This window comes from Mesorhizobium sp. USDA 4413 (assembly GCF_056280365.1).
In genome coordinates, this window is record NZ_JBVPRP010000001.1 from 3,050,721 (window position 1) to 3,074,040 (window position 23,320).

Genomic DNA, 23,320 nt, shown 5'->3' on the forward strand with positions numbered 1-23,320 from the left:
TGCCGTTTTGTAGAGACGAGTTACTGGCGTGTGCGGAGAATGCCCGGACGTGGCGATTTGGAACAGATGATGGGCCTGCTTCGAAATTCCCTTTGCGCGCTGTCGCTGGTCGCGGCGTCGGCGAGTAATGCCGCAACACTGCTCGAGCCGACGCTGCATCTGAAGCCGCAGGGGACTGAAGGCGGCGGCGGTCGCGTCGCCCTGACGCTCGATGCCTGCGGCGGCAAGACCGACACAAGGATCCTTTCGGCGCTTGTCGACAACAGGATACCGGCGACGATCTTCGTGACCGGCATCTGGCTGAAGCGCAATGCCGAAGCCGTCGAGATCATGCGGGCGCATCCCGACCTGTTCGAACTGGAAAACCACGGGGGCCGCCACATTCCGGCGGTCGATACGCCGCAAAAGATCTACGGCATCCGCAGCGCCGGCAGTCCGGACGCAGTGCAGGCCGAGGTTCAATCCGGCGCCGCCGCCCTTGCCGGGGCAGGAGGGCCGGCGCCCAAATGGTTCCGCGGCGCCACCGCCGAATACAGCCCCTCGGCGATCGCCATGATCCGCAAGCTTGGCTTCAAGATCGCCGGCTTCTCGGTCAATGGCGACGGCGGCTCGCTGCTCGGCGCCAAGGAAACGGCGCGCCGCATCGGCGCCGCCAAGGACGGCGACGTCATTATCGCCCACATCAACCAGCCGACCCATGCCGCCGGCGAAGGCGTGGTTCAGGGCCTGCTCGCCTTGAAGCGGAAGGGCATGACCTTCGTGCGCCTCGACGATGCCGAGGGTATAGGCAACGACGGCACGACGGACTGAGGCGGCACGATATTCAGGTGAGGCCGCCTGCGAATGGCGGCTTGCTGCGCTTCCGGCCTTCGCCAGCCGAAGCACTCATGCATGGCATGGCAGCTAATGAAGGCTACGGCCGACGTAGGCCAGCACTCACGGGCTCAAATGTCCGCTCCGTTCCGGTCCTCGGAACTCACTTTTTCTCGGTTCGGCCTGACATCAATCTCAAGGCACCTCTGGCAGGCCAGACTCAGCCCGGTTCGGCTTCGACCGTCACCTTGCTCGTATAGAACGCGCCGTGATTGCGGATTTCGGCCATTTCGTCGAACGGCGTTTCGTAAGCCCACATCGCATTGTTGCCGGCTTCGCCGGCCGACTGGACGCTCCAGTAGCTTGCATCGCCCTTGTACGGACAATGCGTCGAGTGCTCGGTACCGGAGAGCTTGCTGAAGTCGATGTCGTCGAACGGGATGTAGAAGGCGGCCGGATAGGGCGGTTCCGTCAGCACCTTGGCCCGGGTCGACCGGGCGATGATGGTGTCGCCCGCGCGCACGGTGATGCTGCCACGGTAAGGTTCGACGGTGATCACCTTGCCCGGATTGCGCTGAAAGCCGGGGGCGGGGTTGGCGGGCTTGTCCATGAATGGTCTCCTGAGGCAATTCCAGGAAAAATGCGAAGCGGGTTTTCCGTCCGGAATTGCGTCAAAACGAAGAAAGAGAGCGTTTCGTCATTTCCGTGAAACGGTGAAGCGTTCTCGCGGCGAAGACTTACATGTGTAGACCAAGCGCGTCGCGCAAGCGCGCATCCCGCTTGGCGTCATCACCATTCATTGAACGTCCGTTTTCCAGTCGTCAGGCGGCCGCTTTGAATGCATCCATGAGGCCGGCATAGGCTGCGGCAATGCCCGCAACCGGGTTGGTGCTTCGCGCCGCGGTTTCGACCTTGAGCGCGCCGCCGCTGGTCGGCAGCGTGAGCAGCAGGAACTGACGGTTGCCGGCGTCGCCGATACAGGCGGCGGCGACATGCTCTCCATCGGCGCCGTTTTCGACCCGCATCTTGAATAGCAACGTTCCGCCGACGGCCTCCAGCGCGCCGCCGACCACTTCGGCGAATTCATCTTCGGAAACGGTTTTGGTGTCCGGCGTCAGATCGTCCAGACTTTCGGCAAGCGTGCTTTCGAGGGCCTTTTCGTCGAGCTGCGCGTCCATGCGAATCTCTCCATTCGCCAATCTCACCCAGCCCGTTAATGAAGCTTAACGGCGAGGATGGCCGGATTATGGCGGTTTTCCCGGTTCTTCGATCCATCCACGGAGTTCGACTTATGGCGGCTGGACAAACCGCCGGTTCGTTCCACAATGCGTGAAACAAATGGCGCGAATGCGCAAAGGGGAGGAACCGATGCTTGGATTGATGCAGGAATGGCCGCTGCTTTGCCACAAGCTGCTCGATCATGCCGAGCGCCAGCACGGCAGCCGGGAAATCGTGTCGCGCTCGATCGAAGGTCCGATCGTGCGCACCACCTTTGCCGAAATCCATCACCGGGCGCTCAAGGTGGCGCAGCGGCTGGAGCGTGACGGCTTCGTACTCGGCGACCGCATCGCGACCCTTGCCTGGAACACGGCCCGCCATATCGAGGCCTGGTACGGCATCATGGGCATCGGCGCGATCTACCACACGCTTAACCCGAGGCTTTTTCCCGAGCAGATCGCCTGGATCATGAACAATGCCGAGGACAAGGCGATCTTCGTCGACCTGACTTTCGTGCCGCTCCTGGAAAAGATCGCCGGCGCAGTCCGATCGCTGCGACGGGTGATCGTGCTGACCGACCGGGCGCATATGCCGCAAACGTCGCTGGCGAATGCCGTCGCCTACGAGGAATGGCTGGCCGAGGCCGACGGCGCCTTCGCCTGGAAGACCTTCGACGAAAACACCGCGGCCGGCATGTGCTACACCTCCGGCACGACGGGCGACCCGAAGGGTGTTCTCTACAGCCATCGTTCTAACGTCCTTCACGCCATGATGGCTGCTATGCCCGACGCCATGGGCCTGTCGACGCGCGATGTCGCCCTGCCGGTCGTGCCGATGTTTCACGCCAATGCCTGGGGGCTCGGCCAGAGCGGACCGATGATCGGTGCCAAGCTGGTGATGCCGGGCTGCAAGATGGACGGCACCTCGATCTATGAACTGCTCGACACCGAAAAGGTGACGTTCAGCGCCGCCGTGCCGACCGTCTGGATGATGCTGCTGCAATATCTGGAGGAGACCGGCAAGAAGCTGCCCTATCTGAAGAAGGTCGTGATCGGCGGGGCGTCTTGTCCGCGGGCCATTACCGCCAAGTTCCAGGACGATTACGACGTGCAGGTGGTGCATGCCTGGGGCATGACCGAGATGTCGCCGCTCGGCACGCTCTGCACCCTGAAGCCGCAATATGAGACGCTAACCGGCGAGGCGCGGCTCGATATCCAGGCCAAGCAGGGTTTTTCGCCCTTCGGCGTCGAGATGAAGGTGACGGACGACGGCGGCAACGCGTTGCCCTGGGACGGCAAGACCTTCGGGCATCTCAAGGTGCGCGGCCCCGCGGTGGCCCGCGCCTATTATGGCGGCGCCGGCGCCGAGCAGTTCGATGCCGATGGCTGGTTCGACACCGGCGATGTCGCCCATATCGACGCCAGCGGCTACATGCAGATCACCGACCGCGCCAAGGACGTCATCAAATCCGGCGGCGAATGGATATCGACCATCGACCTCGAGAATCTCGCCGTCGGCCATCCGGACGTGGCGGAGGCGGCGGCCATCGGCGTCCCGCATTCGAAATGGGGTGAGCGGCCCTTGCTCGTCGTCGTCAGCAAGCCCGGCAGGGAGCCGAGCAAGGGCGACATCCTCGCCTTCATGAGCGGCAAGGTGGCGAAGTGGTGGATGCCCGACGATGTCGCCTTCGTCGGTGAAATTCCGCACACCGCCACCGGCAAGATCCAGAAGACCAGTTTGCGCGCCCAGTTCAAGGATTACCGCCTGCCGACGGATTGACGAAAAATGTTCGATCTTTCGGCTTCAAGCCCGCGCCAAAAACCTCTAAGTCTCGGTTCGGACTGGGGTAATGCGGCAGACGATGGCTACAATTCCTGAACGGCAGACGTCGAGGGCGGCCGAATGGTCGCGGCGGATCGGGGCATTTTCTCTCGTCCTCTTGCTCACCGTCGTTGCCGCCTACAGGCTGGGCTTCGTCGACACGCCGCCTTTCCTGTGGGTGCTGGCGGTCGTGGCGCTGCTGGCCGCGCTTGCCCTGCTGCTGGCGGGCCTGGCCTTGTCGCGGGTCTGGGGTTTCGGCGCTCGCGGCGGCCGCGATCTCAGCATCGGCGCGCTGCTGGCGCTGCTGGTGCTGGCCCCCTACGGCGTCGCGGTCTACTGGGCGACTATCTATCCGCCGCTGCGCGACATCTCGACCGATCTCGACGACCCGCCGGCCCTGGACACCAGCGACCGCACTGCCGACATGAACGAGCTGTCGCCGCCGACGCCGGGCGAACAGAGCCTGCAGGCCGATGCCTATCCGCTGGTCAACGGGCACAGCTACAATCTGCCTTTCGAAACCGTGGTCGACGCTGTCGAAACCGTGCTCGACCGCCGCGACTGGCAATTGACGGCGCCTTATCCCGACATCAACGGGCAGAGCGAGGCGACGATCAATGCGCTGGCACGGGGCTTCGTGCTCGGATTGCCGGCCGATGTCGCCATCCGCGTCACCGACGACGGAGAGCAGGTTATTGTCGACATGCGCTCGGCGTCGCGCTACGGCCGCTACGACCTCGGCGACAACGCCGCCCGCATCACGGAGTTCCTTGGCGAGCTCGATCAGGAGGTCGCCGGGCAGGTCGGCGCGGCACCGGCGGAGTGATCATCCGGCGGGGCTGAAAACGCCATCGATCGCCGGATCGCCTTCGGTTGCGACCAGGCGACGCGCGACCAGATCCTCAAGATGGGCAAGCACCGAAAGCCCCGCGGCGCCGTGCAGCCGCGGGTCGGTGTCGCGATAGATCGCCGCGACCATTTCCTTGATAGTGCGGTCTCCGGCGCGGATGCGCTCGAGGATCGCCCTTTCGCGCGTCTTACGATGCGTCTTCAGGCCGCGCATGAACCTTTGGGGCGCGGTCACAGCTCCGCCATGCCCCGGCAACAGCAAGCGATCCCCGCGTGCAAGGAGCTTGTCGAGGGAGGTCATATAGTCGGACATGGCGCCGTCTGGCGGGGCCACGATCGAGGTCGACCAGGCCATGACATGGTCGGCTGAAAACAGGATGCCGGTTCCCTCGAGGGCAAACACGGCGTGGTTTGCGGTGTGGCCAGGCGTCAGTACGGTGCGGATGGCCAAGCCGCCGCCCTCAGTCAGCGCATTGTCGACCAGCACGATATCGGGAATGAAGGTGAGGTCGGCGCTGGCGTCGAGCGGATTGACCTCGCCGATGCGCAAAGGCCGCGCCGGCCGATGCGGACCTTCGGCAAGCGTCGGCGCGCCGGTCAACTCTTTCAATCGTGCCGCGAGCGGCGAATGGTCGCGATGCGTGTGGCTGACGAAGATGTGGCTGACCGGCCGGCCAGCGATCGCCTGGAGCAGCGTTTCGAGATGCGCATCGTCTTCCGGGCCCGGATCGATCACCGTCAGCGTGTCGCGGCCGACGAGATAGCTGTTGGTGCCGTGGAAAGTGAACGGGCTCGGATTTCTGGCGGTGATGCGCAGCACATCCGGCGCAACCGCAACCGCCCGGCCATAGGCCGGATCGAAACTGGTGTCGAATTCAAGGGCCATGCCGGTGTGCTCCGTTGCAATGCGGCAAAATGATTGCCGCCCGATACGGAAGCCAATATAGGAAAATCAATGCATGTCGCCCAAAAGTGCGCAGCGGTTTTGGGACCGACATGCATCAAGACACATTTTAAAGCGCGTCGCCTGAATCCGTTTCTGCGCGATGCGCTTTAAAAGCCAGCAAATCAGCCAGAACGGGGAAGACCATGGCAACTGCAACCACGATGCGTCCGCTTGTTTCTCTCACCCTGCCGGATCGGGGCGCTGCCCGGCTCGCGATCCAGCTCTTCCTGGCGCTTGCCGGAACCCTGCTGCTGACGCTTTCGGCCAAGACCAAAGTGGTGCTCGGCCCAGTCGACATTTCGCTGCAGACGCTCGCCGTCCTGTTGATCGCCTCGGCATTCGGCCTGCGGCTCGCCGTCGCGACGCTCCTTCTCTACCTCGCCGAGGGCGTTTTTGGCCTGCCGGTCTTCCAGGGCACGCCGGAAAAGGGCATCGGCATCGCCTATATGCTGGGCTCGACCGGCGGCTACCTCGCCGGTTTCCTGGTCATGGCGGCAATCGCCGGCTGGGCCGCCGATCGCGGCTGGGACCGCAATCCCCTCAAGCTGTTCGGCGCCATGCTGACGGCGGAAGTCGTCATGATGGCCATGGGCTTTGCCTGGCTGGCGATCCTTATCGGGCCGGAAAAGTCCTGGCAGTTCGGCGTCCTGCCCTTCATCGTCGGTGACCTGATCAAGGTGGCTTTGGCCGCCAGCCTGGTGCCGGCCGTGTGGACATTGCTCAAGCGCGGCTGAGCCAGACCGACGGAAAAAGGGCCGGCGGGCGACGAGCGTCCGCCGGCCTTTTTCATGCCGCAATCGGATTTCGCTCGAAACCATCGCATGCCGGATGATAGAAACGCTGAAGTAGCGTCGGGAAGCAGTCGAAGCCGACATTGACAAGCCAGCGCCCGAAACCTAAGCACGGGCAACTTGGCGTCGAGGCGGGGGCCGCGGTAGTTCAAGGAGAGGCTTGTTGAAAGGAATTATCCTTGCGGGTGGCAGCGGAACACGCCTTTATCCGCTTACATTAGCGGTTTCTAAGCAGATACTGCCGATCTACGACAAGCCGATGATCTATTACCCGCTGAGCGTGCTGATGCTCGCGGGAATTCGCCAGATCCTGGTCATTTCAACGCCGCGCGACTTGCCGGTCTTCCAGGCATTGCTTGGCGACGGTTCCGAATTCGGTCTGGAATTGTCCTATGCCGAGCAGCCGCAGCCGAATGGCCTTGCCGAAGCCTTCATCATCGGCCGCGACTTCATTGGCAATGACAGCGTGTCGATGATTCTCGGCGACAATATCTATTTTGGCGGCGGCCTGTCGCAGCTCTGCCGCGCCGCGGCTCGCCGTGACAGCGGCGCCTCGGTGTTCGCCTATCACGTCGACGATCCGGAGCGTTATGGCGTGGTTTCGTTCGACAAGGCGACCGGCAGGGCTTTGACGATCGAGGAAAAGCCTCAGAAGCCGAAATCCAACTGGGCCGTCACCGGTCTCTATTTTTATGACAACAATGTCGTCGACATCGCCTCGACCATCCGCCCTTCCGCGCGCGGCGAGCTTGAGATCACGGCCGTCAACAACGTCTATCTCGAGCGCGGCGAACTGCAGGTGCATCAACTCGGTCGCGGCTATGCCTGGCTGGACACTGGCACGCATGACAGCCTGCACGAGGCATCGTCTTTCGTGCGCACGATCGAGCATCGCCAGGGCATAAAGGTCGCTTGCCCCGAGGAGATTGCGTTCGAGCAGGGCTGGCTCGGCGCCGACAAGGTTCTGGAGCGCGCCGCGCGCCTCGGCAAGAACGAATATGCCGCCTATCTGCGCCGCCGGGTGGCCGATCTGATGGAGGAACAGGGTGCTTGAGGTCAGGCCGCTCGGCCTTGACGGCGTGCTGGAGATCGTGCCGAAGCGGCATGGCGACGCACGCGGTTTTTTCAGCGAGACCTGGAATGCCGAACGCTTCGCCGAAGCTGGCATCGACCTCGCCTTCGTGCAGGACAACCATTCCTATTCCGCCGCGGCCGGCGTGCTGCGCGGCCTGCACTACCAATTGCCGCCGCGCGCGCAAGCCAAGCTGCTGCGCGTCGTCAGGGGCAGTGTCTTCGATGTCGCGGTCGACATCCGCCGTTCTTCGCCCACTTTCGGCAAATGGGTGGCGCTGGAGGTGTCGGCTGAGATGGGCAACCAGATCCTGGTGCCGAAGGGCTTCGCGCATGGTTTCGTCACGCTCGTGCCGGATACCGAGGTGCTCTACAAGGTGACCGACACTTACTCGCCCGGGCATGACCGCTCGATCCGCTTCGACGACCCGGCGATCGGCATCAAATGGCCGGCGCTTCCCGGCGGCTTCCAGCTTTCGGACAAGGACCGCAACGCGCCGCTGCTCGGCCTGGCGGAGGTGTTCGCGTGAGGAAGGACGGCGGCATGAATTTCCTGGTCACCGGCGGCGCCGGTTTCATCGGCTCGGCCGTGTGCCGGCATCTGTGCGCCAATCCGGCCTACCGCGTCACCAATCTCGACAAGCTGACCTATGCCGGCAACCTCGCTTCGCTGAGGCCGATCGAGAACGCGCACAATTACCGCTTCGAGCAGGCCGACATCTGCGATGAGCGCGCGGTGCTGGAGATATTGCGCCGCGACGACATCGACATCGTCATGAACCTTGCCGCAGAGAGCCATGTCGACCGCTCGATCGATGGGCCGGGCGCGTTCATCGAGACCAACATCGTCGGTACCTACCGCATCCTGAACGCGGCGCTGGAATATTGGCGCGGCCTGCCCGAGGAGCGCAAAGCTGGCTTCCGCTTCCACCATGTCTCGACCGACGAAGTCTTCGGCGACCTGCCTTTCGACGGCGGCATGTTCGTGGAGGAGACGCCCTATGCGCCGTCCTCGCCCTATTCGGCCTCGAAGGCCGCCTCCGACCATCTGGTGCGGGCCTGGCACGAGACTTATGGCTTGCCGGTGGTGCTCTCCAATTGCTCGAACAATTACGGTCCCTACCATTTCCCGGAGAAGCTGATCCCGCTGGTCATCCTCAACGCGCTCGACGAGAAGCCGCTTCCGGTCTACGGCGCCGGCGCCAATGTCCGCGACTGGCTGTTCGTCGAGGACCACGCGCGGGCCCTCGAACTGGTGGCCACCAGGGGGCGGCCGGGCGAAAGCTACAATGTCGGCGGCAATTCCGAGCGCACCAATCTCGGCGTGGTCGAGGCGATCTGCGATCTGCTCGACCTGCGGCGGCCGCGCGCCGGCGGCAAGCGCTATCGCGAGCTGATCGCCTTCGTCACCGATCGCCCTGGACATGACCGCCGCTATGCGATCGACGCCTCCAAGATCGCGCGCGACCTCGGCTGGGCGCCGCGCGAGAACTTCGACAGCGGCCTGGCCAGGACCGTCGACTGGTATCTCGACAACAAATGGTGGTGGGGGCCGATCCGCGAGCAGCGCTACGCCGGCGAGCGGCTGGGCCGGACCCCGGCGGAAAAGCGCCCGGCCGAGAACGCCCCGATCGAAAACGCCCCGATCCAAAGCGCGAAAATCGAAAACAGCCCGGCCGAGAGCAAGGCCGGGAGCAGGAAGGTAACTACGTGAGGCTTGCCGTCACCGGACGCGAAGGCCAGGTCGCCGCAAGCCTGGTCGAGGCGGCGCGGGGCCGCGACGATCTCGAAGTCGTCGCCGTCGGCCGCCCGGCGCTCGACCTTGCGCGGCCCGACACGGTGTTCGCGGCCCTTGAAGCGGCTAGGCCCGACATCGTCGTTTCCGCCGCCGCCTACACCGCCGTCGATGAGGCCGAGGACGAGAAGGACCTGGCCTTCGCCGTGAACGCCGTCGGCGCCGGCAAGGTGGCGGACGCCGCGGCAAGGCTCGGCGTTCCCGTCATCCATCTGTCGACCGACTATGTCTTCGACGGCACCAAGGACGGCCCCTATGTCGAGACCGACCGGACCGCGCCGCTCGGCGTCTACGGCGCCTCGAAGCTCGCCGGCGAAGAGGCGGTGGCGGCGGCCAACTCGCGCCACCTCATCCTGCGCACGGCCTGGGTCTACAGCCCCTTCGGCAAGAACTTCGTCAAGACGATGCTGAGGCTGGCCGGCGACCGCGACGAGATCGCGGTCGTCGCCGATCAATGCGGCAATCCGACATCGGCGCTCGACATCGCCGACGCGATCCTGCATGCGGCGCCGAAGCTGGTCGACGGCCGGAATTTCGCCGCCTTCGGCGTCTACCACCTGGCGGGTCAGGGCGAGACCAACTGGAGCGCCTTTGCCCGTCACATCCTCGACACAAGCCGCGCGTTTGGTGGGCCGCACGCGAAAGTGCGCGATATCGCGACGAGCGACTATCCGACCAAGGCCAGGCGGCCGCAAAATTCGCGGCTGTCGAGCGCGAAGTTTCAGGGTGTGTTCGGGTGGAGCGCGTCGCAGTGGCGGGAGGCGGCGGAGAAGGTGGTTCGGCGGCTGGGGGGCAGCGAGACGAAACAGGCGTTGAGTGCATGAACGAAAATCCATCACCGGAGCAACTGCGCGATGCGAGCGCGCAGCCGGCCGATCAATCAGCGCCAAAGAAGCGCGCCAAGGCCAACTCAGGGAAGACCAAGCCGGCCAAGCGCACCTGCATCATGGTGCTCGGCATGCATCGCTCGGGCACGAGTGCGCTGACGAGAGCGATCAGCCTGCTTGGCGCCGAGCTACCGAAGAATTTGCTGGGGGCCAACCCGTCAAATCCGACGGGGCATTGGGAGCCGCAACGCCTTATCGAACTGAACGACCAGATGCTTGCCGAGGGTGGCAGCCGGTGGGACGACTGGCGCGCATTTGACCCCAATGACCTTGGAACCGCGCGCCTGCGGTTCTACAAGGCTGAGATCGCTAAAATAATCGACGAGGAGTATAGCGGCGCCTCGCTTTTCGTCCTGAAGGAACCCCGTATTTCGCGCTTCGTGCGGCTCTATGCGGAAGTTCTCGAACGAATGCATATCGATGTTCGCTACACGCTGGTCTCGCGCAATCCGTTAGCGGTGATCGCTTCATTGAAAAACCGGGACGGATTTACGGCGGGCTTCAGTTCTCTTCTTTGGCTCCGACATGAACTGGATGCCGAGCGCTCGACGCGGGGCAGACCGCGCATCTTCTTGTCCTATGAGGGACTGCTCGACGATTGGCGGCAGGGTATCCAGGGGATTACAAATTCCCTTGGCATCAACTGGCCGCGCCCCCCCACGGAGTGGAAGACGCCGCTCGCTGAACATTTCTCGGCGGATCATCGACATTTTGCCGCAAGTGCCGACTTGCTCGAAGCCGATCCGCGGATTGTGGACTGGGTCAAAGATGCCTATGCGGCTCTAACAACTCTGAAGAACGACGATGCTGACGTAGTTGCGCTCGAAAATCTTGATCGCATCAAGGCCGGATTCGACACCATGTCACCAATTTTCGGGGAAGCGTTCTTTCCCGAAATTGATGCGCGTCTTAGATTGGTAAATCAAGATAGGGCTGCGCAAGAGCATTTGGCTGAACAGCGTGGTGCCGAGCTTGTCAAACTTGCAGCGGAGTACGAGCAAAAAATTCTGGAGATTAGCGCTCAAGTGGAGAAACGGGCGAGTGAACAGGCTGAACTCCAGCGTCTGAAAGAAGAGACAAGAAATATATCGCAAGAACTTCTAAAGGCGAAAAGCCTAATTGACGAAAAAAGCCACCAGATACAAGCTTTTCAGGCCGAAAGACGAGCGCTTCAAATCCAATCTAATAAGACATCGAATGTACTGGGATTCGATGTTAGTTCGCCTTCCTATCAGGCTCTTTCCATAGAGCCAGAGAACCAAGAAGCGATAAGTATAGTTAATGACGAAACGAAGCTTATTGCGTTTTATCTCCCTCAGTTCCACCGCGTGCCGGAAAATTCAGAATGGTGGGGACCGGGTTTTACTGAGTGGTCAAATGTGGCTCGTGCGACTCCAAATTTTGCAGGCCATATTCAGCCAAAGATACCACGAGACCTCGGATACTATGACCTCACTCACCCTGGTGTAATGGGAGAGCAAGTAGAAATAGCAAAACTCTATGGTCTCCATGGTTTCTGTTTCTACCACTATTGGTTCAGTGGCAGAAGAATTCTAGAAAAGCCTGTCGATCTATTTATACAGAGTGACGTAAATTTCAAGTTTTGCTTATGTTGGGCTAACGAAAACTGGACGCGCGCTTGGGACGGTGATACCAAAAACATCTTACTTCACCAGAAATATGCTGAAGGGGACGCCGAAAGATTCATCGATGGGATGGTCGGCTACTTCAGGGATGACAGGTATATCAAGATCAAAGGGAAGCCACTGTTGGTGGTCTATCGGGCGAAGGACATACCCGACCCCAAGCGCTGGTTTTCGATATGGCGAGATCGTGTCGTCGCCCAGGGATTCCCGGGTATCCACATTAGTGTGGTGGATTTTTACGACATCACTTCACCAGAGGAAGTTGAAGCCGATTCTCTCGTCGAATTCCCGCCGCATAAGTTTAACGGGCCGCAAAATCATCCCTCTGAATTTCCTTCGATCACGAATCCAAACTTCTCTGGCGGCATAGTTGACTATCGCAAGATGATCGCCCAGAGCGCCAACCGCCCAAGGCCGCCCTTCGCTATGTTCAGAGGGATTATTCCAGGATGGGACAATACGGCTCGCCGCCAGAACAATCCCACCATAGTTGTTAACTCAACACCAAAACTTTATGGCGAATGGCTTCGCTTCTTGCGTTTCCAAGCACGGCAAGACCATCCCGATCCAGACAGTCGCCTTATCTTCATCAACGCTTGGAATGAGTGGGGCGAAGGCTGCTACCTGGAGCCCGACCAGCGATGGGGGCTCTCATATCTGGAGGAGACGCTTCGCGGGAAGCATTTTGATGAAGGCAGCGAGCCCGTTGGAATCGACGCTGCTCGGTCTCGCCTGTTCGACGAGATCGTTGCGCAAGCGGAGCATGAAGAAGTTCCCGGCGCCTCGTTGCCAAAAGAGGCGCTCGCAGCCATCGCCCCTCCTAGCCAGATGGCTGTAAGAACGTCAACTGTCCTGCGTAGGTGGCCGCTATTGCATTCTGCCGCCCGATACGTCTACCGCCGTTGGCATAAGAAGGCGCGCAGTTACCATGGATAAGGTGGCGATCGTAGCTCATTTTGACCCGAACGATTCTGTAGAGGCCAATTTTTTAGATTTACTGGTATGCCTTTCAACCACGTTCGATCGTACCGTTCTGGTCACGACTAGCAAGGTTGAACCTAGTTTAGTGTATAGTTTCCCTAATCTTACAGTAATAACTCGCCCAAATTTCGGATATGATTTCTACAGCTACCGTGTCGGGTTGACGTTTGCGCTGGAAAATTGGCAGATTGGAAGCGCGTTACTGGTAAATTCCAGCTTTGCGATCCTGTCGCGCGATGCTTTCTGTAATGCGCTGAAACGAATGCTGGAGCTGATCGATAGCCACGACGTCGTTGGGGCGACTGAGTCGCTGCAATTCTCGTGGCACATCCAATCATATTTGATGCTCTTGGGATCGAGCGTTTTGGGGCAGGCCTGGTTCCGCGCATTCCTTGCGAGCATAGAACCAACGAACTCGAAATTTGACACGATCGCGAGATTTGAGCTTGGGCTGTCCGTCGGGCTGAAGCACAACAACGCCAAAGTCACGACCCTGCTTCGGACAGAAATCGCGGAACTCGGCAGCGCCAACGATTACTGGGTTTATGGTAGCAAAGAAAAATATACCGTCGCCCCATCTGCCGTTTCCAGGGCCCATTCTTTGCAGCCGCAACTTAATCCGGTGCACCATTTGGCGGAACTTGTCGCGCGCCAACTAGGTTACGTGAAGTTTGAGGTGTTGAGAGACAATCCCCATAAGATTGATCTATCGTTTGTCGACGAGCTTTGCGAGTCAGCTCGTCTTGCCGCGATTCGGGAAATGGTTGGCCGTAGCCATCTAATGTATGCCCGAGGAACTGACAGCCTTTCTGCTCTGAAGTCAGATGGCGGGCCTATTCCGTCGTTCAAACTTGCACGCTGGCGCCAGACGAACGCTGGGGAGGTTGGTATCGCGGTAGTCTTGCATCTGTTTTATGCCGAAATGATTCCTGATATATATCGCCTCCTGAAGAATATCGTTTTGCCGTTCGATCTTCATGTTACGACGCCGTTTGAGGGCGATGCTACCGATATATTTTCAAATTTTTCCAAGTTGGCCCAAAGCGTTTCGATCTACTGTTCAGAGAATCGAGGTCGCGATATCGGTCCGTTCGTTTCGATCTATCGCAGCGGTGTGCTGGACCGATATGATGCCGTCTTAAAACTGCATTCCAAAAAGAGCACCTACAGCGCTAGCGGTTCCTTTTGGAGGGATCGATTATATCAATCGGTTGCTGGCGATTCCCTGACGGCCTTAAGATCCGTGGATCTGATCAAGTCCGGTAAGGTCGGCATAGTCGGCCCGCACCGTTACTACCTTACCAATGATCGTTTTTGGGGCGCCAACCGCGAAACGATGCGCCGGTTGCTTAGCGAGATGGGTGCGCTCAGCTTCGGGGAGGATCTAAAGCTGGGCTTCTTCGCTGGTTCGATGTTTTGGTTCGCGCCACGGGCGTTGAAGCCGTTGAAGGATATCCCCGAAACGAGCCTGACTTTCGAACAGGAAGACGGTCAGCAAGATGGCACGCTCGCCCATGCCATAGAAAGGGTGTTTTCCCCGATCGCACGCAGTCAAGGTTTCGCGGTATCCAGTGTCATTCTTGCTGGAAAGGATATGCGCGACTATTCGACGATCGAAAATGATGTTCCGGTGTTATGAAGAATTTGTTTAGTCGGCGCGAGCGTTTCGCCTTCATTTCGTCTTGGCCACCAAGAAAAAATAAGGTGAGGCGATGACGCTTATACTCTCTCTCATTCGCCGCGAGGTTGCCGGTCGCTACCGCGGATCGACGCTGGGGCTGTTATGGTCGTTCCTCAATCCACTATTTATGCTCGCGGTCTACACTTTCGTTTTTGGCGTGGTGATGAAATCGCGCTGGACAATTCCAGGGCAGCAGAACGCGGCGGATTCCACTGGTGAGTTTGCGGTCATCCTCTTTTGTGGCCTGATCGTCTTTCAATTTTTTGCGGAGGTCGTTTCACTGTCGCCTGTGCTGATCGTGAGTAACGTGAACTACGTCAAGAAGATCGTGTTTCCAATCCAAATACTGCCCTTGGTGTCGACCGGCGCCGCGCTGTTTCACGCCGCTGTCAATTTGGTCGTCCTGCTTGTCTTTGCATTTGTCGTGTTTGGCAACATTCCGCCGACGGTGGTTCTGGCTCCTTTGGTGTTCGCGCCATTGGTAATTCTCGTGCTCGGAATTGCTTGGATATTGGCATCGATCGGCGTCTATTTTCGTGACATGAGCCAGATCGTAGCGCCGCTCGTGACGGCTACAATGTTCCTGTCGCCAGTATTTTTCCAGAGAACGTCGCTACCAGCCTGGCTGCAGCCATGGCTTTCGGTCAATCCACTTGCCGTTCCAGTCGAGAATTTCCGAGCTGTGGTCCTCTTCGGCACGCAGCCCAGTTGGACAGCGCTCGGCTACTACGCATTGGTGGCGATTGCCATTGCATTTATCGGCTATCAGTTTTTCCAGAAGACCCGCAGGGGTTTTGCCGATGTCCTCTGACAAATTCGGGAGTGGCGATCGCGATCAAAATGTCGCTATCTGCGTGCGCAACGTGTCGAAGCACTACGTGATGTTCGAGCGGCCGGAAGATCGATTCAAACAGATGGTCGTGCCGCGGCTGGAGCAACTGGTCGGCCGTTCGCCGCGCCGGTATTTTCGTGATTTCGCCGCCCTGTCGAGTGTCACGTTCGAAATCGGGAGGGGTGAGACGGTTGGCATCATTGGTCGCAATGGCTCGGGCAAGTCGACCCTGCTGCAAATCATCTGCGGCACACTGCAACCGACCAGCGGCTCCGTCGAAGTCAATGGTCGCATCGCCGCGTTGCTCGAACTCGGCGCTGGCTTTAATCCTGAGTTCACCGGACGCGAGAACGTCTTCCTCAACGCGTCGATCTTGGGTGTGCCACGCAAGGAAATGGAATGGCGCTTCGACGACATCGCGCGCTTCGCCGATATCGGTCCCTTCATCGACCAGCCCGTGAAGACCTATTCGTCCGGCATGTATGTGCGTCTTGCTTTTGCTACCGCCATTAATGTCGATCCGGATATCCTAGTAGTGGATGAAGCACTTGCGGTAGGTGACGAAGCCTTCCAACGCAAGTGCTTCGCCCGTATCGAAGACATCAAGGACAGGGGCGGCACTATTCTGTTCGTTAGCCACGGTGCTCAGACGATCGTCCAATTGTGCACAAGGGCGATGCTGATCGATGCTGGTGAACTCATTTTGGAAGGTAGGCCGAAAACGGTCGTGGGACAGTATCAGCGGCTAGTGAATGCCAGCGCTGAAGCAGCGAAAGAAATTCGCGCGGGGATCACGGAGCTTAACACTGCCATATCGGCTCTGCAGGCAACAGGCATCGACGAATTCGCTGAGAGACATTCTGGGGCGAATCCTAAATTGGCATCTCGCGCGACGAACTCTCCAGCGGATGTCCCGGCGGGCTCTTCCAGCCTAGGTAACGTCGAGCCTGATGCTGTGATTGTGTCAACTGCCGAGGCGGAGGCAGAACCGATCAACGTAAGCGCGCAGTATGCAGACTACTACGATCCCAATCTGACGTCGAAGTCTACAGTCTATCTTGAAGAACGCGGTGCCTGCATCCGCGATATGCGGGTCACGACGCTCAGTGGCGAGCAGGTAAACGTGCTTCAGATGGGAAGGCGGTATGTCTTCGAATACACGGTTGACTTCACTGCTGATGCGAAGGAGGTTGGGTTCGAGTTTCTATTCAAGAGTGTCACAGGTCTCGTTCTGGCGGGCTCAGATACGCACAGAGCAAGGAGGGAACGGACCCAATTCGTCAGCGGTGGGACCTCGCTGCAAATAAGCTTCACCTTCAGTTGCCTAATGCTGCCGGGTGTCTATTTGGCAAGTGCAGGCGTGCGAGGCGTGGTCAATGAGGATTTCCGTATGCTTCACAAGATTGTTGAAGGGGTTCTCATCCGCGTCGCCAGCGAACCAGACCTTGTCGCAATCGGCTGCGTAAACTTGGACGCAACGCCGCAGGTGGCCTTGTCTCCAGCAAAGCCTCCAAGGCATTGAGAGTGTCCACAGCCTTCGATCTTGTGCGCTCGACAACGTCGAGCAACAAATCACTTTTACCGCCCTCGACCAGTTCCATCGCGGCGCGAGCCACGTCATCCCCCTCTGCGTGCTCGATGCTGTAAACGAACGGCCATCCAGAGCTTGAAAGCAAGTTCATCAGCTTTCCACCGCCACGAATTTGATCGATCGCGATAAAAGGAACTCTGTTTCGCATCGCCAAAATTGCGCCATGGAAACGGGACGTGAACACCAAGTCACAGGATGAATATAAACCCTCAATATCAAAGGGAGCCCGACCGGAGCGGGTCAAGTGATGTTCTATCTCTACCGTTTTGATTCGATACTTTGTGGTCAGGGTATCGAGTACGTGCGACGCTAGGGTGCTCGTTTGGTCATGGAGCGAACTGTCGGGTCCATATTCGCTTTGCTCCCCGCGAAGGACTAATCCAACGACAAGTGGTTCGTTCGATGCGCGTAACCGCTTTTGAGTGACTCGCAAAGGAGCAAGAATAGCGACGTCCTCAAAACGCTGAAGCCCTCCTTCCCTTGCCAACGCAATGTCGAACGGCTGGGCGTAGCTTGCGTGATCGGGCGCAAAAAGGCTGATGCTGATGCCGACTTTCCTGGCGGTCGGGAATCGACGAATTACCGTATCTATAATCGGGTGGTATTTAATAACCGGCCCACAAACGAAAATTATCTCAGCATAGTCGTCACAGGCAACTTCGTCCGGCGCGACTCTTTCGCCGGAAATTTCAAATTCGGAACTGGCGGTTAGATGCCTGAAATTCACCCCTAATGCTTTTAGTCGATCTGCAACACTCTGCAAGGCGTATAGATCTCCGACGGTTCCGTTGTCCTTTAACGATCCATACCAGCACAAAAGGATGGGTGCAGCTTTGGCTAACCGATCGGCGACCACAGTGTATCGGCCGTTCGAATGTTTGACGCCTTGCCGAGATCGGCGCCCGCCTAGATCGCAAAGAAATTGGTAAGCGCTTCCTTCGCGCGCCGCGCTGTGATCGACCTTGTGTGTGAGCTTAAGCAGGGGAAGCCTGGCAAAAGATATGACCGCTCGGTCCTCTTTTGACATTGCGCCAAGCAATCGTTTTTCATACGGCGCAAACATGTGCGGATCGGTTGCCGATACCTTCGGAACACGATCCCATAAAGCGCGAAATCTTTCGTCATCTTGATAGGCATGGCCGAATAGATGATGAAACCAGAAGTAATCAGGATCGTCTTTTCGCTCTTGCCAGTGCCAGTGAACCCGCCTCCGCCACTCGTGAACTATATGGGATGACTGGGTAGCTGCAAGAAACCATGACGATATCATTCGGGTGGGGACGGGCCGCTCGAAGGCAAAGAACCCCCCTGACAACATGCCATCAAGCCAGTTGTCGAGAGGTTGAAGGCAATAGCAAGTGGCGTCCACCCAAACGCCTCCGTATCTTGACAGCAATTCGATGCGAACAATATCGCTGTAAGTTGCGTCTGAAAGCTGCATCGACAGGATCGAATTTGGATCGCTCACTTCGGGCAGAAAATCCGCCAGACTCTCTCTGGTTAGGACATGAATCGTCCAAGTGGCATTGAGTCTCTGCCAAGAGGTAACGCAAGCCTTAACGATTGGCGGCGCGGTTTCGATGCCTTGCAGCCACAATATCCAGATGGTTTTCGGAAGCATTATTCTTCTCTCAGGGAATCTCTGGCTCCACGAACATAGCTAGGGTGACTTGTTCAAATCGCTGTCATGTCGATGCAGCGATCGAGGCGGAGCTAGATCCTCACCAGCCTTGCGAACATGTCTATCTCACCCCGCGGTGTTCGAGTGACCACCTCGAGCTTGAACGGAATAAAACCATCGCGGCACAGGGCTTCGACCTCGCCGTGGAGCGAGTCTGGATCGAATACCCAGCAGTGGCAATCGACATACTCGGTCATTGCCTTCGTCGCCATCTGGATGGTGTAGTCCAAGGTGTGAACCAAACGCCCATCGCGGTCGTGCCAAAGGAAGCTATCAAAGACCTGGATAGGAGCGGGCTTCTCCCTCTTTTCGATATATGCGGCAAAGAAATCCTTCCGTTCTGACAGGGATCGCCTGACATCAAATGTACAGTGCTTGTTGGGCACTATGACCGAAAGAATACCACCCACCTTCATAACGCTCCCAACGTCCTGAAGCCAGGAAATGATGTCCGGTACATGTTCGAGCACATGGGATGCTATCACATAGTCGAACCGCAGGCCGTCAGGAATGACGCGGCGGAGGGGGCCGCCGCCAGTGACAAAGTCCACATCAACGAAGCTGTCAACCGAAACGGTGGGGTTGTTTCGATGGTTTTCCCGTAACTGCGCTGTTGAGCAGTAGTCCGCGTAATAGATCTCGCCAACGGACCGCAAGGCAGCTGGATTCCCAAGTGCCCCGATCTCAAGTCCTATTCCTTTGCGCTGATCGATATTCTCGAACAATTGTGCAGGACGAGATAGCACGCGGTCGATGATCATCTGAAATTTCCCGTTTGCGGGATGGTCACGATTCTCACATCCCAATTTCAAAATCGCAAGTCGCATTAATGCAACCCAGAAGGCAACCCATAGAAGCGAGCAGATGAAATTCGCCGCAGGAAAAAAACCTCTGGCTCTCCCGCCCGCGCCGCGCTAAGGCGATAACCGGGCGACAGGGTAGTGGATTTGCAATCTGAAGTGGCGGTGGACGATGTTTTGTCCGCAGCCGATCTGATAGTATCTCCGCGCTTGGAGTTCAGTACTGCCCAATGACCGCCTACGTAGAAGCCGTATCGGAACTCCGACCGAGGATGCGGCGCGCCATTATCATGGTCCAGGATCTCGTCATGGTCCTGGTCGCGGTGGCGCTTAGTCTTGTCCTGTCGCAGTCGCGGCTTTCTTTCGACGCGTTCTCCACCGGCGGGCTGGCCTGCTGGGTGCTCATCGTGCTCGTCGCCCATCTTTTGTTCCGCACTTCCGGCCTTTACAGCACCGTCTGGCGCTTTGCCTCCACGCCCGACTTCTTCAACATCCTGAAGGGCTGCGGCAGCCTAACGGTGATCCTCTATCTGGCCTCGCTCGCCTTCCGCTCCTTCTTCCAGCCGGTCGCGGGCCTCAACGAGCGCCAGTTCATCGTCTTCTTCCTGGTCTCCTTCACCATCATCTCGGCGCCCAGGCTCTATTATCGCTTCCTGCGCGACGGCGCGAGCTGGCGCATCCTGCGCCGCGCCGCCGGCGATGCCTCAACCAAGCAGGCGCTGTTCATCGGCCGGCTGAGCGAGGCGGACGTGATCGTGCGCTTCACCCGCACGGCTCAGCCTGCCGAATATGCCATCGCCGGCATCATGGCCACCGAGAGCGACGCGCCGCTCGGCACGCAGATCCAGGGCGTTCCAGTCGTGGCGGTCAGGCCCCGCCTGGTCGAGGTGCTGGAAGACTATGTCAAGGGCACGCAAAGCCTCGATCTCCTGATCTTCGGCCAGGGCGTCGAGCGCGAGATCGAGGACTATGCCGAGCTGGTGCGCGTCGCCCGCCATAGCGGCATCGCCGTCGTCCAGTTTGCCGGCTTGTCGGAACTGGGGCAGGGCGGCAAGCTGGTTCTCGATGCCGTCGAGATGGAAACGATCATGCGCCGTTCGGCGGTCGCCACCGATACCATGCGCATCGGCGCCTTCGTCGGCGGCAAGCGCGTGATGGTCACCGGCGGCGCCGGCTCCATCGGCCGCGTGCTCGTCAAGCGCGCGCTGGAACTGGGCGCCGAGGCGGTGCTGGTGGCCGACAATTCCGAGTTCGGCATCTTCCAGCTCGACCAGCAGACCGACGACGCCGACCGCGACCGGCTGACCAGCCGCATCGTCGACGTCACCGACCGGCCTCACATGACGCGCCTCGTCAAGGAGTTCAAACCGGCGATCATCTTTCATGCCGCGGCGCTGAAGCATGTGCCGCTGCTGGAGGAGAACTGGGAAGCGGCGATCGAGACGAATGTCTTCGGCACGCTCGCCTGCGCCGAGATCGCCGCCGAATGCGGGGTGCCGCAGTTCCTGCTGATTTCCAGCGACAAGGCCGTCGACCCGACGTCGGTTCTGGGCGTCACCAAGCGGGCGGCCGAACAGATCGTCTCCTCGCTGCATGAGGCCCAGGCGGCGTCGCCGCCGGGTGCCGGCGCGGCGAACGGCCATGCCGCCACCCCCGATTTACGTCGTTCGGGCACGAAATTCATCGCCGTGCGCTTCGGCAATGTTTTCGGCTCCAACGGCTCGGTGGCGACCATCTTCCAGGCGCAGATCGAGGCCGGCGGGCCGGTCACCATCACCGACCGGCGCATGACCCGTTATTTCATGACCGTCGCCGAGGCCGTCGACCTCGTCATCATGTCGGCCGCCGATGCCGAGCAGCGCCAGGGCGCGGATGACTACGCCATCTACATGCTCGACATGGGCAAGCCCGTGCCGATCCTCGAAGTCGCCGAAACCATGATCCGCATGGCCGGCAAAAGCCCCTACACCGATATTCCGATCCGCTTCACCGGCATCAGGCCCGGCGAGAAGCTGCACGAGACGCTGCATGCCGAGAACGAGGAGGTGGTCAAGCTCGACATCGCCAAGATATTCGGCCTCAGGACAGGAGTCCTCGAATGGCCGAAGATCGAGGCGGCCCTGCCGGCGCTGGTGGCCGCCATGCACGATCGCGAGAAGGCCGCGGCGCTCGCCATACTGGCCGGGCTCTATAGGGCGGAAGAAGACATTGGCGGCCTGCGCGAAGAAGCGGCGCCGAAAGCGGCCGGACAGATCGGTTAAGCATGTCTCCGGAAAGTGGAAACCGGTTGCGGGGACAAAGGCATGCATGAAATCAAAAGCTTAAAGAATGCTGTGGGCTTTACACCTGTGCCGCGCGCCCGCAATTGGCTATTGGAACCTGTTCGAACATCCCGCTGGCAAGTGATTCCACAGCCGTGACCAGAAAAGATCAGCGCGTGGCCGTCCTCATGGGCACGAAGGATGGCGCGGCCTATATCGGCGAGCAATTGGAATCCTTGCTCGCGCAGTCCTGGCCGCGCGTCGATCTCTGGATCTCCGACGACGACTCGACGGACGCCACCACCGCGATCATCGAGACGTGGCGGTCCCGGTGGAACAAGGGATCTCTTACGCTTTTGCAGGGCCCGCGAAGAGGCTTCGCCGCGAATTTCCGCTCGATGATCATCGATTCGCGCATCGATGCCGCCTGGTATGCCTTTTGCGACCAGGACGATGTCTGGGAGCCGGATCGGCTGGAGAGTGCCATCCGCTGGATGGAGGGAGAGGACATGGACATACCGCTCCTGTTCTGCTCGCGCACGGCGACCATTTCGCAAACCGGCATTCCGGCCGGCTACTCGCCGCTCTTCCGTCGCCCGCCGTCCTTCCGCAATGCGCTGGTGCAGAGCATCGCCGGTGGCAACACCATGCTTTTCAACCGCGCCGCGCGCGACCTTCTGGCGAAAGCATCGGCCAGAACCGAATTCGTCAGCCATGACTGGTGGGCCTATCTCATCGTCACCGCCGCCGGCGGCAAGGTCCGCTACGAGCCGCGGCCGCTGGTCAGATACCGCCAGCACGCGGCGAACCTCGTCGGCGCTAATGTCTCGTGGAAAGCGAGGTTTTCAAGGCTGGGGCGCCTGTTCAAGGGCCAGTTCGCTACCTGGACGGACAGCAATCTGCGCGGCCTCGCCGTCAACCGCGACCTCATCGTGCGGGACGCCGCACTTTGCCTTCGCTTGTTCATCAGGGCGCGCAAAGGCAACATATTCAGGCGCTTCAGCCTGCTCGGGAAAAGCGGTGTCTACCGTCAGACATTCATGGGGACGCTCGGGCTCTACGTCGCTTTCCTCTGGCGCCGGATCTGAGCCATGAAGGCGAAGCGTGCGCTCGATCTAGCCGTTGCTGTTCCGATGCTGGCGCTGGCCTCGCCCGTCCTGCTTGTCGCGATGCTGGCAATCCGGGCAACGTCGGCCGGCCCGGCCATCTTCTCGCAGATCCGCGTCGGCCGGGGAGGAGCCCTCTTTGCCTGCCGCAAATTGCGCACGATGTATCGCGCAACGCCTTCCTTGCCTACGCACGAGGCGCCGGCCGGTTCGGTCACCGCGGTCGGCAAGGTGCTGCGCGCCACCAAGATCGACGAATTGCCGCAGCTCTGGAACGTGATCAAGGGCGAGATGAGCCTTGTAGGCCCTCGTCCATGTCTGCCGACGCAGACGGAACTGATCGAACGCCGCAAGGAACTGGGCGTGCTCGCAGCACTTCCAGGCATCACAGGGCTGGCGCAGATCAAGGGGATCGACATGTCCGATCCAAAACTGTGTGCCGAAACCGATGCGGCCTATATCAGGACCGCCTCGACCGGCCTGGACCTCAAGATATTGCTGGGTACGTTCTTCCGCGCCTAAGCAGCTTCCGCAAAAGTGTCTCGCGGTT

At 59.7% G+C, this 23,320-nt stretch carries 20 protein-coding genes; 15 read left to right on the forward strand and 5 right to left on the reverse strand.

Features of this window, described 5'->3' with window-relative positions:
• Nucleotides 1–69: 69 nt before the first annotated feature.
• Nucleotides 70–810 (forward strand): polysaccharide deacetylase family protein, encoded by a 741-nt coding sequence (locus ACVMIM_RS14620; RefSeq protein WP_476112750.1) that lies wholly within the window; start codon nt 70–72, stop codon nt 808–810.
• A gap of 223 nt (nt 811–1,033) precedes the next feature.
• On the opposite strand, the gene ACVMIM_RS14625 is transcribed toward ACVMIM_RS14620, so the two are convergent.
• Nucleotides 1,034–1,423 (reverse strand): DUF427 domain-containing protein, encoded by a 390-nt coding sequence (locus ACVMIM_RS14625; RefSeq protein ID WP_476112752.1) that lies wholly within the window; start codon nt 1,421–1,423, stop codon nt 1,034–1,036.
• Nucleotides 1,424–1,634: 211 nt separating this feature from the next.
• Nucleotides 1,635–1,991 (reverse strand): hypothetical protein, encoded by a 357-nt coding sequence (locus ACVMIM_RS14630; protein ID WP_278049676.1) that lies wholly within the window; start codon nt 1,989–1,991, stop codon nt 1,635–1,637.
• Between the two features lie 190 nt (nt 1,992–2,181).
• On the opposite strand from ACVMIM_RS14630, the gene ACVMIM_RS14635 reads away from it, so the two are divergent.
• Nucleotides 2,182–3,810 (forward strand): fatty-acid--CoA ligase, encoded by a 1,629-nt coding sequence (locus tag ACVMIM_RS14635; protein WP_476112754.1) that lies wholly within the window; start codon nt 2,182–2,184, stop codon nt 3,808–3,810.
• 82 nt (nt 3,811–3,892) lie between these two features.
• Nucleotides 3,893–4,678 (forward strand): DUF1499 domain-containing protein, encoded by a 786-nt coding sequence (locus ACVMIM_RS14640; RefSeq protein WP_476112756.1) that lies wholly within the window; start codon nt 3,893–3,895, stop codon nt 4,676–4,678.
• Here the strand turns inward: ACVMIM_RS14640 and ACVMIM_RS14645 are convergent, their stop codons facing one another.
• Complete coding sequence (locus tag ACVMIM_RS14645) at nt 4,679–5,587, reverse strand: MBL fold metallo-hydrolase (RefSeq protein ID WP_476112757.1); 909 nt, start codon at nt 5,585–5,587, stop codon at nt 4,679–4,681.
• A gap of 203 nt (nt 5,588–5,790) precedes the next feature.
• Here ACVMIM_RS14645 and ACVMIM_RS14650 point away from each other — a divergent pair, with 203 nt between their 5' ends.
• The 9 genes from ACVMIM_RS14650 to ACVMIM_RS14690 all read left to right on the forward strand — a co-directional run bounded on the left by ACVMIM_RS14650 (nt 5,791) and on the right by ACVMIM_RS14690 (nt 16,853).
• On the forward strand, nt 5,791–6,381 hold the full coding sequence (locus ACVMIM_RS14650; RefSeq protein WP_476112759.1) for a biotin transporter BioY: 591 nt from the start codon (nt 5,791–5,793) through the stop codon (nt 6,379–6,381).
• A gap of 220 nt (nt 6,382–6,601) precedes the next feature.
• The gene (gene rfbA / locus ACVMIM_RS14655) at nt 6,602–7,492 is read left to right on the forward strand and encodes a glucose-1-phosphate thymidylyltransferase RfbA (protein WP_476112761.1); all 891 of its coding nucleotides are present in this window, start codon (nt 6,602–6,604) and stop codon (nt 7,490–7,492) included.
• Entirely contained in the window at nt 7,485–8,039 is a 555-nt protein-coding gene (gene rfbC / locus ACVMIM_RS14660; RefSeq protein WP_476112763.1) for a dTDP-4-dehydrorhamnose 3,5-epimerase, read from the forward strand. Before rfbA ends, rfbC begins: the two co-directional genes overlap by 8 nt.
• Nucleotides 8,040–8,053: 14 nt before the next feature.
• On the forward strand, nt 8,054–9,223 hold the full coding sequence (gene rfbB / locus ACVMIM_RS14665; RefSeq protein WP_476117229.1) for a dTDP-glucose 4,6-dehydratase: 1,170 nt from the start codon (nt 8,054–8,056) through the stop codon (nt 9,221–9,223).
• Entirely contained in the window at nt 9,220–10,128 is a 909-nt protein-coding gene (gene rfbD, locus ACVMIM_RS14670; RefSeq protein ID WP_476112765.1) for a dTDP-4-dehydrorhamnose reductase, read from the forward strand. The genes rfbB and rfbD overlap by 4 nt, the downstream gene beginning before the upstream one ends.
• The gene (locus ACVMIM_RS14675; protein WP_476112767.1) at nt 10,125–12,773 is read left to right on the forward strand and encodes a glycoside hydrolase family 99-like domain-containing protein; all 2,649 of its coding nucleotides are present in this window, start codon (nt 10,125–10,127) and stop codon (nt 12,771–12,773) included. Before rfbD ends, ACVMIM_RS14675 begins: the two co-directional genes overlap by 4 nt.
• Complete coding sequence (locus tag ACVMIM_RS14680; protein WP_476112769.1) at nt 12,766–14,457, forward strand: rhamnan synthesis F family protein; 1,692 nt, start codon at nt 12,766–12,768, stop codon at nt 14,455–14,457. Before ACVMIM_RS14675 ends, ACVMIM_RS14680 begins: the two co-directional genes overlap by 8 nt.
• A gap of 73 nt (nt 14,458–14,530) precedes the next feature.
• Complete coding sequence (locus ACVMIM_RS14685) at nt 14,531–15,310, forward strand: ABC transporter permease (RefSeq protein ID WP_476112770.1); 780 nt, start codon at nt 14,531–14,533, stop codon at nt 15,308–15,310.
• A complete protein-coding gene (locus ACVMIM_RS14690) occupies nt 15,300–16,853 on the forward strand; it encodes an ABC transporter ATP-binding protein (RefSeq protein WP_476112772.1) in 1,554 nt (517 codons plus the stop codon). Before ACVMIM_RS14685 ends, ACVMIM_RS14690 begins: the two co-directional genes overlap by 11 nt.
• Here ACVMIM_RS14690 and ACVMIM_RS14695 read toward each other — a convergent pair.
• Both ACVMIM_RS14695 and ACVMIM_RS14700 read right to left on the reverse strand, forming a co-directional pair.
• Nucleotides 16,750–18,543: a capsular polysaccharide synthesis protein gene (locus ACVMIM_RS14695; protein ID WP_476112774.1), complete on the reverse strand. Its 1,794-nt coding sequence runs from the start codon at nt 18,541–18,543 to the stop codon at nt 16,750–16,752. The genes ACVMIM_RS14690 and ACVMIM_RS14695 overlap by 104 nt on opposite strands.
• A 92-nt stretch (nt 18,544–18,635) precedes the next feature.
• Nucleotides 18,636–19,364, reverse strand: a complete 729-nt coding sequence (locus ACVMIM_RS14700; protein WP_476112775.1) for a class I SAM-dependent methyltransferase — start codon at nt 19,362–19,364, stop codon at nt 18,636–18,638.
• A gap of 269 nt (nt 19,365–19,633) precedes the next feature.
• Between ACVMIM_RS14700 and ACVMIM_RS14705 the strand changes: the two genes are divergently transcribed.
• The 3 genes from ACVMIM_RS14705 to ACVMIM_RS14715 all read left to right on the forward strand — a co-directional run bounded on the left by ACVMIM_RS14705 (nt 19,634) and on the right by ACVMIM_RS14715 (nt 23,292).
• Complete coding sequence (locus ACVMIM_RS14705; RefSeq protein WP_476112777.1) at nt 19,634–21,664, forward strand: UDP-N-acetylglucosamine 4,6-dehydratase; 2,031 nt, start codon at nt 19,634–19,636, stop codon at nt 21,662–21,664.
• Between the two features lie 176 nt (nt 21,665–21,840).
• Nucleotides 21,841–22,752 (forward strand): glycosyltransferase family 2 protein, encoded by a 912-nt coding sequence (locus ACVMIM_RS14710; RefSeq protein WP_476112778.1) that lies wholly within the window; start codon nt 21,841–21,843, stop codon nt 22,750–22,752.
• Between the two features lie 3 nt (nt 22,753–22,755).
• A complete protein-coding gene (locus ACVMIM_RS14715) occupies nt 22,756–23,292 on the forward strand; it encodes a sugar transferase (protein ID WP_476112780.1) in 537 nt (178 codons plus the stop codon).
• The last annotated feature ends 28 nt before the right edge of the window (nt 23,293–23,320 follow it).

Excerpts from the sequence above, each read along its gene's own strand:
- ACVMIM_RS14620 (WP_476112750.1), top strand. The coding sequence starts at position 70 with ATGGGCCTGCTTCGAAATTCCCTTTGCGCGCTGTCGCTGGTCGCGGCG.
- ACVMIM_RS14625 (WP_476112752.1), bottom strand. The coding sequence starts at position 1,423 with ATGGACAAGCCCGCCAACCCCGCCCCCGGCTTTCAGCGCAATCCGGGC.
- ACVMIM_RS14630 (WP_278049676.1), bottom strand. The coding sequence starts at position 1,991 with ATGGACGCGCAGCTCGACGAAAAGGCCCTCGAAAGCACGCTTGCCGAA.
- ACVMIM_RS14635 (WP_476112754.1), top strand. The coding sequence starts at position 2,182 with ATGCTTGGATTGATGCAGGAATGGCCGCTGCTTTGCCACAAGCTGCTC.
- ACVMIM_RS14640 (WP_476112756.1), top strand. The coding sequence starts at position 3,893 with ATGGCTACAATTCCTGAACGGCAGACGTCGAGGGCGGCCGAATGGTCG.
- ACVMIM_RS14645 (WP_476112757.1), bottom strand. The coding sequence starts at position 5,587 with ATGGCCCTTGAATTCGACACCAGTTTCGATCCGGCCTATGGCCGGGCG.
- ACVMIM_RS14650 (WP_476112759.1), top strand. The coding sequence starts at position 5,791 with ATGGCAACTGCAACCACGATGCGTCCGCTTGTTTCTCTCACCCTGCCG.
- rfbB (WP_476117229.1), top strand. The coding sequence starts at position 8,054 with ATGAATTTCCTGGTCACCGGCGGCGCCGGTTTCATCGGCTCGGCCGTG.
- ACVMIM_RS14675 (WP_476112767.1), top strand. The coding sequence starts at position 10,125 with ATGAACGAAAATCCATCACCGGAGCAACTGCGCGATGCGAGCGCGCAG.
- ACVMIM_RS14680 (WP_476112769.1), top strand. The coding sequence starts at position 12,766 with ATGGATAAGGTGGCGATCGTAGCTCATTTTGACCCGAACGATTCTGTA.
- ACVMIM_RS14685 (WP_476112770.1), top strand. The coding sequence starts at position 14,531 with ATGACGCTTATACTCTCTCTCATTCGCCGCGAGGTTGCCGGTCGCTAC.
- ACVMIM_RS14690 (WP_476112772.1), top strand. The coding sequence starts at position 15,300 with ATGTCCTCTGACAAATTCGGGAGTGGCGATCGCGATCAAAATGTCGCT.
- ACVMIM_RS14695 (WP_476112774.1), bottom strand. The coding sequence starts at position 18,543 with ATGCTTCCGAAAACCATCTGGATATTGTGGCTGCAAGGCATCGAAACC.
- ACVMIM_RS14700 (WP_476112775.1), bottom strand. The coding sequence starts at position 19,364 with ATGATCATCGACCGCGTGCTATCTCGTCCTGCACAATTGTTCGAGAAT.
- ACVMIM_RS14705 (WP_476112777.1), top strand. The coding sequence starts at position 19,634 with ATGACCGCCTACGTAGAAGCCGTATCGGAACTCCGACCGAGGATGCGG.
- ACVMIM_RS14715 (WP_476112780.1), top strand. The coding sequence starts at position 22,756 with ATGAAGGCGAAGCGTGCGCTCGATCTAGCCGTTGCTGTTCCGATGCTG.